At 38.3% G+C, this 12,887-nt stretch carries 10 protein-coding genes; 8 read left to right on the forward strand and 2 right to left on the reverse strand.

The window, feature by feature from the left end:
- Positions 1 to 162: 162 nt before the first annotated feature.
- Positions 163 to 339 (forward strand): hypothetical protein, encoded by a 177-nt coding sequence (locus KCTC52924_RS18675; RefSeq protein WP_251807882.1) that lies wholly within the window; start codon positions 163 to 165, stop codon positions 337 to 339.
- A gap of 2 nt (positions 340 to 341) precedes the next feature.
- Positions 342 to 1,055 (forward strand): TIGR03915 family putative DNA repair protein, encoded by a 714-nt coding sequence (locus KCTC52924_RS18680; protein ID WP_251807883.1) that lies wholly within the window; start codon positions 342 to 344, stop codon positions 1,053 to 1,055.
- A 38-nt stretch (positions 1,056 to 1,093) separates the two neighbouring features.
- Here the strand turns inward: KCTC52924_RS18680 and KCTC52924_RS18685 are convergent, their stop codons facing one another.
- Entirely contained in the window at positions 1,094 to 1,621 is a 528-nt protein-coding gene (locus KCTC52924_RS18685) for a hypothetical protein (protein ID WP_251807884.1), read from the reverse strand.
- Between the two features lie 122 nt (positions 1,622 to 1,743).
- Here KCTC52924_RS18685 and uvrA point away from each other — a divergent pair, with 122 nt between their 5' ends.
- The 5 genes from uvrA (at position 1,744) to KCTC52924_RS18710 (ending at position 11,306) form a co-directional block, all read left to right on the forward strand.
- Positions 1,744 to 4,578, forward strand: coding sequence for an excinuclease ABC subunit UvrA (gene uvrA / locus KCTC52924_RS18690; protein WP_251807885.1), 2,835 nt, complete (start codon positions 1,744 to 1,746; stop codon positions 4,576 to 4,578).
- Positions 4,579 to 4,688: 110 nt separating this feature from the next.
- Positions 4,689 to 5,375: a TIGR00730 family Rossman fold protein gene (locus KCTC52924_RS18695; RefSeq protein ID WP_251807886.1), complete on the forward strand. Its 687-nt coding sequence runs from the start codon at positions 4,689 to 4,691 to the stop codon at positions 5,373 to 5,375.
- A 12-nt stretch (positions 5,376 to 5,387) separates the two neighbouring features.
- Entirely contained in the window at positions 5,388 to 8,234 is a 2,847-nt protein-coding gene (locus tag KCTC52924_RS18700; protein WP_251807887.1) for a metalloprotease, read from the forward strand.
- 162 nt (positions 8,235 to 8,396) lie between these two features.
- A complete protein-coding gene (locus KCTC52924_RS18705; protein WP_251807962.1) occupies positions 8,397 to 10,808 on the forward strand; it encodes a thiamine pyrophosphate-dependent enzyme in 2,412 nt (803 codons plus the stop codon).
- A 135-nt stretch (positions 10,809 to 10,943) separates the two neighbouring features.
- On the forward strand, positions 10,944 to 11,306 hold the full coding sequence (locus KCTC52924_RS18710) for a DoxX family protein (RefSeq protein WP_251807888.1): 363 nt from the start codon (positions 10,944 to 10,946) through the stop codon (positions 11,304 to 11,306).
- A 9-nt stretch (positions 11,307 to 11,315) separates the two neighbouring features.
- On the opposite strand, the gene holA is transcribed toward KCTC52924_RS18710, so the two are convergent.
- Entirely contained in the window at positions 11,316 to 12,317 is a 1,002-nt protein-coding gene (gene holA / locus KCTC52924_RS18715) for a DNA polymerase III subunit delta (protein WP_251807889.1), read from the reverse strand.
- Positions 12,318 to 12,343: 26 nt separating this feature from the next.
- On the opposite strand from holA, the gene KCTC52924_RS18720 reads away from it, so the two are divergent.
- A complete protein-coding gene (locus KCTC52924_RS18720) occupies positions 12,344 to 12,790 on the forward strand; it encodes a type I restriction enzyme HsdR N-terminal domain-containing protein (protein WP_251807890.1) in 447 nt (148 codons plus the stop codon).
- Positions 12,791 to 12,887 lie beyond the last annotated feature (97 nt).

Consider the following 12,887-nt stretch of genomic DNA (forward strand, 5'->3'; position numbering starts at 1 on the left):
TTTAATTTATGGCCCTAAAAATAGTAGCCGTTATCCTGTACGGAATAGTCCATTAATATCCTCAAATATACATATTTTGGATTATATCCAATAATTAAATTGGATTATTTCCATAATTAGGAATAATTCCATATATTTGGAGTAATTACAAAGCCATATTCCATGACCATAGAAGATCTACATCGAAAATTAAGCCATTTGGCTATTTCGGCAATGGAGGATGAAACCTTGGTGGTGCGTAAAACCCGAAATGGTGAAAATCTTAGAACAACACCAACAAGGCTTAAACCCGATATATCGAGAAAAAGAATTTATATACAACCCAGTTTATTCGACTAAGTATGGAAAACGCAAAGATTTTACGTTACGACGGAAGCTTCAATGGATTTCTATCTGTTATATACAGGACCTTCGAAACCAAAATGAGAGTGATGGATATTCAGATAAATAAAAAGGTCCAAAAAGGCCTTTTTACAGAAACGGAGACTATTATCACCGATCGGGATAAGGCCAGGCGTGTTTGGAATGGGATCCAGATAAAAAACAATGCCGCTATTAAAACTATATATTTTTCCTTTTTGAGCGAAACAAACGGCATTGAATTACCGCTCTATAAATACATCTATTCCCTTTATCATGATCTTTCAGAAGGGGAGTTGGAAGAATTGCAATCCATTAAAATAAAACTTCATCATTATGCTGGTATGGTTGCTAGGGAAAAGCATAGGATAGAGGCAATCGCAAAATTCAGGATTTCCCAAGATGACATTTATTTTTCTGCCTTGGCTCCACATTGTGATGTATTGCCATTGATATCCAAATATTATCGATCAAAATTCCCCCATAATGAGTTTTTGATCTACGATCTTAAACGGCGTTATGCAATTTATTACGATCTGGGGAAAACAGAAATAATCACCAGAGACCTCTCTCCTATCCATACCAAGGAAACCCTGTCTAGGACAAACTTAAAACCCTTGGTCAACAACTTCCTTTATTCAAATAATACTATTCCTGAACCCACCACTTTTAGAGGTGAAAAAACAGCTGTCTAAAAAAGTAGAGGATTCTTACATTCTAAAGTCCTAAGAAATCACCTAGTTTTTTCCCCTACGAAATTATCGCTTTGGTTTTTAAAAAGTATATTAAATGTAGTTAAGCTGCCGTAGATACGGGTTAGGTATTGTTGTAGATCAACCTTTTCTCGATCATCTAAATTTGAACTACCATTAATTTTTTGTTCCATTACCCTTATCCGATCCCTTACCATAACAATTTTATGAAAAAAAGTGTCTATTGGAATTTCCTTTTCTGTTAAATTAGAATCTCCAGGCCTTAAAACTAGAGATCCACCTTTCCATTTGTCCGCTAAAGGAGTAATAGAACTGTTATCTCCCCACTTCCTAAGAATACGTATCAGGGATTCCTCAACTTCTGAAAAACTTATAGTATCCACCTCATCCTCCAGTAACTCAATAATTTCAAAATCAGAATCAATAGCTATAGTTTCCAATCCACTATCAATAAACGTAACCCAGTAATGTTTGGAAGTTACATTGGTCACCACACCTTTCCCAAATTCGTTGTGCAGAATTCGTGATCCTATTCCTAATAGTCGCATATAAAATTAATTTAATGTTAATCCCGCTAATTTATGGTTAAGCCCTTACATAACAAAAAACTAAATTCAGCTCACTTCATTTTTAGAGGTCAAAATCGTAACTTCGCGCTTTGTTTATAATAATGATAGAATACGAAGAAAATATTGAGGTTCAGGGAGCTCGGGTCCATAACCTTAAAAATATAGATGTTACCATCCCAAGGGAAAAACTTGTGGTGATAACGGGTCTTTCCGGCAGTGGCAAATCGTCCCTAGCCTTCGATACTATTTATGCGGAGGGGCAACGAAGGTACATTGAGACTTTCTCTGCCTATGCACGACAATTTTTAGGCGGAATGGAACGTCCGGATGTGGATAAAATAGATGGGTTGTCTCCGGTTATTGCCATAGAGCAAAAAACCACCTCCAAATCGCCCCGATCCACTGTGGGCACTATAACGGAAATTTATGATTTTCTTAGACTTCTGTTCGCAAGGGCCAGTGATGCCTATAGCTATAATACTGGTGAAAAAATGGTTAGCTATGACGATGGACAAATAAAAGACCTCATAATATCTGCCTATAAGGACAAGAAAATTAACATCCTCGCTCCGGTGATCAGGTCTAGAAAAGGACATTATAGGGAACTGTTTGAGCAGATCGCAAAACAAGGCTTTGTGAAGGTGAGGGTAGATGGGGAGATAAAAGACATTGTAAAGGGCATGAAAGTGGATCGATACAAAACCCATGACATAGAAATTGTTATTGACCGACTAAAAATAGTAGAGAATTCCGAGTTGGACAAGCGCATAACCGAAACCATTAATACTGCTATGTACAGCGGTGATAATGTACTAATGATTTTAGAGGAAGGTACCGAAGAACCCCGTTACTTTAGTAGAGACCTAATGTGTCCTACCACTGGGATTTCCTATCCCTCTCCAGAACCCAATACATTTTCATTTAACTCACCCAAAGGAATGTGTCCTGATTGCAATGGTTTAGGACACCTATACGAGGTAAACGAAAACAAGATTTTTCCTGACAAAAAATTATCGGTTACTGCCGGCGGCATTGCCCCCTTGGGGCCATATAAAAAAACCTGGGCCTTTAAACAGATTGAAATCATTGCCCAACGCTATAACTTTGAATTGGACGACCCTATTTCTAAAATTCCAGATCAAGCCGTTCAAATTCTTCTTTATGGAGGTAAGGAAAGTTTTGAAATAGACTCCAAGGCCCTAGGCGTTAAAAGGCAATACAAAATTGACTACGAGGGCATATCACACTTTATAAAAAGTCAATTTAACGAAGCCAATTCCACCTCCATTAAACGATGGGCCAAGGAATACATGGATAAAGTTGAATGTCCCAGCTGCGAAGGGACACGTTTAAAACAAGCCTCGTTGAACTTTAGGATAGACGATAAAAATATTGCCCAATTATCCAATTTGGATATTTCCGAGTTAGCGGATTATTTCCAGAATTTAGAGGCAAGACTATCGGGCAACCAACTAAAGATCGCGGAAGAAATAATTAAGGAAATAAGAACTAGGATCCAATTTCTATTGGATGTGGGGCTCGATTATCTTTCCCTAAACCGAAGCAGCAAATCCTTATCCGGAGGGGAAGCCCAGCGGATCAGATTGGCTACCCAAATAGGATCTCAATTGGTAGGGGTACTTTATATTTTGGACGAGCCCAGTATTGGATTGCACCAGAGAGACAACGAGCGATTAATAAAATCCCTTGAATCACTGAGGGATTTAGGGAATTCGGTAATTGTGGTGGAGCATGATCGGGATATGATAGAACGCGCAGACCATGTAATAGATATTGGACCAAAAGCAGGGAAACACGGAGGGGAAATAATCTCACAGGGCACCCCTGCCGACCTTAAAAATCATCACACACTTACTGCGGCCTATATCAACAGGGAATTAAATATAGAAGTCCCCAAATCCAGAAGACCAGGTAACGGGAAATCTATTAAATTAACGGGGTGCACCGGAAATAATCTTAAAAATATTTCCGTAGAACTCCCCTTGGGAAAAATGATCGGGGTTACAGGCGTTTCTGGAAGTGGCAAGTCTACCTTGATCAATGAGACCCTATATCCAATTCTAAACGCTTATTATTTTAATGGGGTTAAAAAACCAATGCCTTATAAAAAAATCAGTGGTCTGGAGCATATAGACAAGGTCATAGACATTAACCAATCGCCTATAGGAAGGACTCCGAGATCAAATCCGGCCACCTACACCGGCGTTTTCAGTGAAATAAGAACCTTGTTCGCCAAGACTCAGGAAGCTGCAATTAGAGGTTATAAACCTGGTCGTTTTAGTTTTAATGTATCTGGAGGACGGTGTGAAACCTGTAAAGGTGGAGGTTTAAGGGTCATAGAAATGAATTTTTTGCCAGACGTATATGTGGATTGTGAAACCTGTTACGGCAAACGGTTTAACCGGGAGACTCTAGAAATAAGGTACAAGGGGAAATCTATCGCTGATGTCCTTGAAATGACGATCAACGAATCGGTGGAGTTTTTTGAGAAAATCCCTAAAATTCATCGAAAACTAAAAACGATTCAAGATGTGGGATTGGGCTATATTTCTCTTGGACAGCAATCTACCACTTTGTCCGGAGGGGAGGCACAGCGTATAAAATTGGCTACCGAATTATCGAAAAAAGATACTGGAAACACTTTTTATATCTTGGACGAGCCAACCACTGGCCTTCACTTTGAAGATATTAGGGTTCTGATGAACGTTTTAAATGAGCTTGTAAATCATGGCAATACCGTCCTAATCATTGAGCATAATATGGACGTTATAAAGATGATGGATTATATCTTGGATATAGGTTATGAAGGGGGTAGAAAAGGCGGCATGTTAGTTGCGAAAGGCACCCCTGAGGAAGTGGCAAAGGACAAAAAAAGTTATACTTCCAAGTTTCTAAGAAAAGAATTAGGTTTGTAACTTATTAAGATTTATATACCAAATTAGCGCAATACCCTTAATAAGTTTTGCCCCCTAACAAATTTTGATCCGTTTAGGAAGGTTTAAAAATTGACATATAACAACATCATATGAGAAAAGAACAACATCATAAGGGCTGGAATGAGATAAAGACCAATGATTCCTGGGCCTTGTTTAAAATTATGGGCGAATTTGTAAACGGATTCGAAAAAATGAGTGCAATTGGACCATGTGTTTCCATTTTTGGTTCTGCCAGAACTAAACCTGGAGACCCGTTCTATGAACTTGCCGTTAATGTTTCCAAGAAAATTTCTGAAGCAGGTTATGGAATTATCACAGGAGGTGGTCCCGGTATCATGGAAGCTGGGAACAGAGGTGCCCATTTAGCCGGGGGAACCTCCGTGGGTTTAAATATAGACTTGCCATTTGAACAGCATGATAATCCGTATATTGATAAGGATAAAAGTTTGGATTTTGATTACTTCTTTGTCCGCAAGGTGATGTTTGTGAAATATTCACAGGGATTTGTAGTTATGCCTGGTGGATTTGGAACCTTGGATGAACTTTTCGAGGCCATTACCCTCATACAAACCAATAAAATTGAAAAGTTTCCAATTATATTGGTTGGGACACAGTTTTGGAGCGGACTGATCGAATGGATAAAAAGTTCCATGCTAGAGGTAGGTAATATTAGTCCAAAGGATCTAGATTTAATACAAATTGTAGATACTGAGGAAGAGGTAGTGGATATTATTGACGCCTTTTACAAAGGCAACCTACTAACTCCAAATTTTTAAACTCCAAATTTTTTGAAAGAATTGGCCAATAGACCCCTTAACACCATATTCCTGATATTTTTTTTATTAGGCCATCTCGGTTATTCCCAACACAGTAATAAGCTTATAGCAACCATAAATGAAGAGGCAAAAGAAATTGGCATCCAACAAGAGATTCAGTACTACAATGAGTCCCAGGACACCTTAAATGCACTTTATTTTAATGACTGGGCTAATGCCTATGCAGATAAAAACTCAGCATTGGCCAAAAGATTTTCCGAGGAATTTAAGAAGGGACTCCATCTTGCAAAAGAGGAAGAACGGGGATATACCAAAATAATAAGTGCCGTAGATTTTGAACATAAGGGGCTAGATTGGCACTATACGCCAGGGCGGGATATTATTAAAATTGACCTTAATGCCCCCTTGCACCCACATTCTTCCGTTAAGCTATTCATTACCTATAGAGTAAAATTACCTCCTAACAAGTTTACTCCTTATGGATTTAGCGACAATAGGGAATATTTTTTAAAGGATTGGTATCTGACTCCCGCAGTTTATGATGGTGAGTGGCACTTATATTCCAATAAAAATTTGGAAGACCTATTCACTGTAATTACCAATACTACGTTGGAAATTACTTTTCCAAAAGACCTATACTTAGTTTCTAATTTTTATGAATCGGAGAAATCGAACTCGGGCAACAAACAGCAAATAATCCTAACCGGGACCGATCAAAAAAGTGCGGAACTAATAATTGGTCCCACTAGGCGGTTTACCAAACATGTTACCCCGGGACTAACGATGGTTACGGATTTGGAGTCTTCTAGATATGATGAAATATCTTCCGGAATTTCCATAAATAAAATTTCACAATTTATACAGGAAAGCTTAGGGGAATACCCTCACAAACAATTACTTGTAAGTGAATGGGATTACAACAAGGACCCTTTATATGGAATAAACCAGCTGCCCAAATTTATTAGACCCTATGAGGAAAAGTTTCAATTTGAAATGAAATTTTTAAAAACTGCCTTAAACAGCCTTATCAAGGAAACGATGTTTCTAAACCCAAGAAAAGAAAATTGGGTTAACGACGCCATTATAAATTATCTGATGATCAATTTTGTGGAACAACATTATCCGGACCAGAAATTGCTAGGAAAATTATCGAGTATTTGGGGAATTCGAAGCTTTCACTTGGCAAAAATGAGTTTTAACGAGCAATATCCCTTGTTACACATGCTATCTGCTCGAAAAAACATTGATCAATCCTTGACAACTCCTAATGATTCCTTGATCAAATTCAACCAAAAAATAGCCAATAGATACAAGGCGGGATTGGGGTTGGCCTATTTGGCAGATTATACCGGAAAAACCCAGATTGATCAAAGTGTTAGAGAATTTTATAAGTTCTATAAATTAAAGGCATCCACCGCTGCGGATTTTAAATTTATAGTCGTAGAAAACTCAAGCAAGGACATCAATTGGTTTTTTGATGAATACGTATCTACCACACAGAAGATCGATTTTAAAATAACGAAGGTTATAAAAACACAAGACTCGCTGTTGGTCACCTTAAAGAATAAACAAGGCACCAATGTACCCATATCACTGTTTGGCATCAAAAACGACACCGTGGTCTCCAAGTATTGGTTCACCAATATTACCGAAGAAAAAACTTTCCATATTCCCAGAAATAACGAAGAGCGCTTAGTCCTGAATTACGACCAGACCATTCCAGAATTTAACCAGCGAGATAATTGGAAATCGCTCAATGGATTCTTCACTAGTAATAAAAAGTTGAAATTCCAATTCTTTAAAGATGCCGAGGACCCTTATTTCAATCAGGTATTTTATGTCCCAATACTGAGCTTTAACAAATATGACGGTCTGTCACCAGGAATGCGGCTACATAACAAAACGTTATTGGAACGCCCTTTCGTATTCGACTTTGCACCTTCCTACGCTCCAAATGAGAAATCTTTCGTTGGCTATGGAAACTTTAATTTTAGACAGTATCACGGAAAAAGTGGATTATACGTTACTAATTACTCCTTAAGGGGGTCTACTTCTCATTTTCAAAAAAATTCGCGTTATAGCACCATTAGTCCTTCAATTGGTTTTGGATGGAGGCCAGATAATCTACTATTGAATAAGCGGGAAGCCTTAATATTTAGATCTGTAAATGTATTCAGAACAATAGACAACACCCTAGAAAACAACGGCTTAGAATCGGACCCCGACTACAGTGTAATTAATGCGAAATATATTAACACCACCAATAATATTCTTAATTACCTATCTTGGTCTGTGGATGCTCAACATTCCAGTCTTTTCACTAAATTGGCCTATGAGTTGGAATATCGAAAGCTATTTCAAAACAACACCCAATTCAATATTCGCTTTTTTGCCGGGAAATTTGTGCGCAACAAGACTGCGGGCAACACAAATTTTTTCAGTTTCGCTCTAGACCGGCCAACAGATTATCTTTTTGATTATAGTTATTTGGGCCGTTCCGAGGGCTCCGGAATTTATAGCCAGCAGATTATTGTTGCCGAAGGGGGATTTAAATCGAAATTAGAACATCCGTTTGCCAATGATTGGATGGCCACTATAAATTCTAGTGTCAACCTATGGAGATGGATAGAGCTTTATGGGGATCTAGGTTTCGTGAAAAACAGAGGAATAAAAGAGCGGTTTGTATACGATTCTGGTATACGCTTAAACCTATTGACCGACTATTTTGAACTCTATTTTCCAATATATTCCAACAATGGTTGGGAAATATCACAACCCCAGTACGATCAAAAAATCAGATTCGTAATTACCTTTAGCCCTAGGACCTTAACCGGACTATTTACTAGAAAATGGTTTTAATGAATTGAAATATTCGTAATTATACCTTAATTTTTTGCGATATTACCAATAAATAAAATTACCCAGACCACTATTTTAAGGAATTATTAAGCATTATCACATTTGATGGTTTGCAAAAACCATAATGATTTGATATTTTTGCAATAAACCATTAATCCCGTGATGAATATAGATTCCGAAACTAGCAGCGATATTTCATTTGACGACTTTCAAATTCAAATATTGAAAGATTACGAAATTGCAGTTACCAGTAGGGAGTGTAGTTTGTTGGGAAGAAGGGAAGTTTTGACCGGGAAGGCAAAGTTTGGAATTTTCGGCGACGGGAAGGAGCTTCCACAACTTGCCATGGCACGCTCCTTCATGGATGGAGATTTCAGAAGTGGATATTACAGGGATCAAACCTTTATGATGGCGTTGAACCTGCTTTCTCCAAAAGAATTTTTTCATGGGCTTTATGCTACCACGGATATCACTAAAGAAACCATGAGTGCCGGTAGGCAAATGGGAGGACACTTCACTACCTTCAGCCTAAACGAGGATGGCACATGGAAAGATCTCACCAAACAAAAAAATAGTAGCGCAGACATCTCTTGTACTGCAGGGCAAATGCCTAGGCTATTAGGACTGGCACAAGCCTCCAAAATTTATAGGAACGTTAAGGGAATTAATAGCGAAAAGTTTTCCAAGAATGGAAATGAAGTAGCATGGGGCACTATTGGCAACGCCAGTACCAGTGAAGGCGCTTTTTTTGAGACCATTAATGCCGCCGGTGTATTGCAAGTACCGATGGTCATAAGCATATGGGACGATAATTACGGAATTTCTGTCCATGCAAAGTATCAGACCACTAAGGAAGATATTTCCAAAATATTGGCCGGATTCCAACGTGATAAGAAGGATAAGGGCTTTGAGATTATAAAAGTGAAGGGCTGGGACTATACTGGGCTGATTCACGCTTACGAAAACGCTGCCGATATAGCTAGGGAAAAGCATGTTCCAGTTATTATCCATGTCACTGAACTCACCCAACCACAGGGGCATTCTACTTCTGGATCTCATGAACGGTATAAGAGTGAAGACCGATTGTCTTGGGAAAGGGATAACGATTGTAACAAACGTTATCGGGAATGGATTCTTGCAAATAAAATTGCAACGGAAGAGGAATTAGGAACTATTGAAAAGAATATAAAAAGAGTAGTCCGAAGCGCAAAAAAGGAAGCTTGGGAAGAGTTTTTAGCCCCACATAGGGAACTGAGAAAAACGTTGGTAAATCTACTTGAAAATGCCGCAAACGCAAGTCCCAACAAAAATTTTATCACAAAACTTAAAAATGACCTAATAGCAACGGAAGAGCCAATTAAAAAAGACTTGGCCTCTACAGCAAGAAAGGCCATGCGTTATTTATTGGGGGAAACTTCTAAAGAAAAGGAGGCCTTGGCCAACTGGACGGAGACATTTCTGGAGGAATCCCAGTCCACATTCAGTTCCTTTCTATACAATAAACAAGAAAATAGCGCCATCCATGTTCCCGAGGTGAAGGCCACTTATGACCAAGACCCCGATGAGGTTGACGGCAGGGTAATATTAAGGGATAATTTTGATCAATTATTTAACAAATATCCTGAGTCCTTAATTTTTGGGGAAGATACCGGCGCCATAGGCGATGTGAACCAAGGGTTGGAAGGACTGCAAAAAAAATACGGGAAACTTAGGGTTGCCGATTGTGGCATTAGGGAAGCAACCATTATTGGACAGGGAATAGGAATGGCCATGCGCGGCTTACGTCCCATTGCCGAAATCCAATATTTGGATTATATTTTCTATGCCTTATACACCCTAACCGATGACTTGTCTACCTTATTGTACAGGACTGTAGGTAAACAACGTGCGCCATTGATAGTAAGGACTAGAGGACATAGACTGGAAGGTATATGGCATTCAGGATCTCAAATGGGCGGACTAATTCACCTGTTAAGGGGAATGTATATTCTAGTCCCGAGAAACATGACCAAAGCGGCCGGCTTTTACAATACCTTAATGAAAGGTAACGAACCTGCACTACTTATAGAATGCCTGAACGGATATCGTCTAAAAGAGGATAGACCCAATAATCTGGGCGAATTATGTACCCCTATTGGTGTGGTGGAAGTACTGAAGCCAGGTAATGATATTACGCTCTTATCCTATGGATCTACATTGCGAATTGTAATGCAGGTTGCATTGGAACTAAAAGAAGTGGGGATAGATGCTGAGGTTGTGGATGCCCAAAGTCTAATGCCTTTTGATACAGCTCATAACCTTCTAAAGAGTATTCAAAAGACCAATCGATTATTAGTTATAGATGAGGATGTTCCCGGTGGATGTTCAGCCTACCTGATCCACGAAATAACAGAAAAACAAGGTGCTTATCAATACTTGGATAGTGCCCCCCAAACATTGACCTCCGCGCCACATAGGCCAGCATATGCCACAGATGGGGATTATTTTTCCAAACCAAATGCGGAGGATATCTTTGAAAAAGTATATTCCATAATGCGGGAATCCAACCCCAGTGAATTTCCTAAACTAAGATAAAACTGAATTAGAAAGCAATGGAGCGAAAACTGTTCTATCCATTATTTTAATTTAATTAAAATCGATATTAATAATAAACAATTAGTTATTTTTAACCCCATTATTAATAATTAATCTAAACCTAATTCCCCCCTAATGAAAGATTTCGGCTTACTTCTTTTACGTGTTGGTTTTGCTGTTTTGATGCTAACCCACGGAATTCCTAAATTTCTAAATCTAATACAAGGCAACTTCGAATTTGGAAATCCATTGGGTATCGGAGCGGCTCCTTCCCTATTCTTAGCGGTTATTGGAGAATTTATATGTCCTATTTTGGTGATTATTGGAATAAGGACCCGTTGGGCCTCTGTACCAATTATTTTAACCATGATGGTTGCACTATTTATTGTTCATGCCAATGACCCAATAGGCGTTAAGGAAAAAGCAATATTATTTTTAGTAGGTTTTACCAGTATACTTTTGTTAGGTCCTGGAAAATACAGTTTGGACAAAAAATAAAGTAGCCTATTAATGGAATATCCTTATCAGCAGCTCTTTTAAAAGGTCTTGATGGGAAATGGTAGAACCTACCCCCTTCCCTTTTACATCGAGCTCCCTTAGCTCAGAAATAATTCCGCTAACACGTCTCATGGGATAGTTTCTTGCGGCAATCTGAATTTCCTCAACAAAATAGGGCCGTATCCCCAGTGCGCTTGAAACGCTTTTTGAGGAATGGTCCTTTAGCCCGTGATAGGCCAATAACTGATTAAAGAAGGAATACAACAAGGTAATTGTAAGTACAAAAGGATTGTCCTTGGGGTTTTGGCCAAAATAATTAACGATCATCGTGGCCTTCACCACATTTCCTTCACCAATGGCCTTTTTTAACTCAAAGTTATTGTAATCCTTACTGATCCCTATATTCTCCTCTATAGCTTCTGGGGTAATTTCGACCCCCTTGGGAACCACAAGACAAAGTTTCTCCAATTCCTTGTCAATTTTCCCTAGATCTGTACCCAAAAATTCCACTAAAAGATTGGCAGCCTTGAAGCTTATATCGTATCCACGGGATTTTAGCACCTTCCTGATCCAATCTGCAACCTTATTCTCGTATAGCTTCTTGCTTTCAAAAATAACGCCCGTTTTATTGATGGCCTTATACAGCTTTTTTCGTTTGTCCAACTTATTGTACTTATAGCAAATCACTAATACCGTAGACGGTTGGGGATTATCCGCATAGGATGTTAAATTTTCTATGGACCGAGATAAGTGCTGCGCCTCTTTAATGATTACTACCTGCCTTTCGGCCATCATTGGATACCTCTTGGCATTCCCTACAATATCCTCTACACTAACATCCTTACCGTAGAGGATCACTTGGTTAAATCCACGCTCTTCCTCGGAAAGAACATTTTTCTCAATATACTCCGAAATTTTATCAATATAATAGGGTTCCTCTCCTGTTAGAAAATATATTGGTGCTATATTTCCCTTTTTTATATTGCCTACAATTTGTTTTACTTCATCCATTTAAAAAAATTCATCAACTTTACATCATGGAGCCATTAAACTTTCCATCATATCCATTTCGCTTCAAAAATAGGGAAAATAAAATCTATATTTTTGATGTGATCCGCAAAAAATTTGTAGTCCTACAACCCGAGGAATGGGTGCGTCAACACGTGGTCCATTATTTGTGGAAAGAAAAAAATTACCCTCTCAGCCACATTAATATCGAAAAACAACTACTGATCAATAATTTAAAGAAACGATATGATGTAGTGATATTTAGTCCGGACGGTGAAATTGAATTATTGGTAGAATGCAAAGCCCCAAAAATAACTATAACCCAGCATGTTTTTGATCAGATAGCAAGATACAACCTTCAACTAAATGCAAAATATCTAATGGTGACCAATGGGCTGGAAAATTTTTATTGTAAAATGGACCTAGAAGGGGAAATGTACACTTTCCTTAAAACCATCCCTAACTACACCCCTTAAACATTTTGAAATATCCAATCACATTTTACTTAAATTAAATTTACAAGTGCTAAAAAAACAATTGAATTTAACTAAGTAAAAAATTACCTTACTTTGC

This window comes from Arenibacter antarcticus (assembly GCF_041320605.1).
GTDB classification, from domain to species: Bacteria; Bacteroidota; Bacteroidia; order Flavobacteriales; family Flavobacteriaceae; genus Arenibacter; species Arenibacter antarcticus.

What these genes read in the sequence shown, in the direction of transcription:
- KCTC52924_RS18710 (WP_251807888.1), top strand. Translation starts at nt 10,944, where the DNA reads ATGAAAGATTTCGGCTTACTTCTTTTACGTGTTGGTTTTGCTGTTTTG.
- holA (WP_251807889.1), bottom strand. Translation starts at nt 12,317, where the DNA reads ATGGATGAAGTAAAACAAATTGTAGGCAATATAAAAAAGGGAAATATA.
- KCTC52924_RS18675 (WP_251807882.1), top strand. Translation starts at nt 163, where the DNA reads ATGACCATAGAAGATCTACATCGAAAATTAAGCCATTTGGCTATTTCG.
- KCTC52924_RS18680 (WP_251807883.1), top strand. Translation starts at nt 342, where the DNA reads ATGGAAAACGCAAAGATTTTACGTTACGACGGAAGCTTCAATGGATTT.
- KCTC52924_RS18685 (WP_251807884.1), bottom strand. Translation starts at nt 1,621, where the DNA reads ATGCGACTATTAGGAATAGGATCACGAATTCTGCACAACGAATTTGGG.
- KCTC52924_RS18720 (WP_251807890.1), top strand. Translation starts at nt 12,344, where the DNA reads ATGGAGCCATTAAACTTTCCATCATATCCATTTCGCTTCAAAAATAGG.
- KCTC52924_RS18695 (WP_251807886.1), top strand. Translation starts at nt 4,689, where the DNA reads ATGAGAAAAGAACAACATCATAAGGGCTGGAATGAGATAAAGACCAAT.
- KCTC52924_RS18705 (WP_251807962.1), top strand. Translation starts at nt 8,397, where the DNA reads ATGAATATAGATTCCGAAACTAGCAGCGATATTTCATTTGACGACTTT.
- uvrA (WP_251807885.1), top strand. Translation starts at nt 1,744, where the DNA reads ATGATAGAATACGAAGAAAATATTGAGGTTCAGGGAGCTCGGGTCCAT.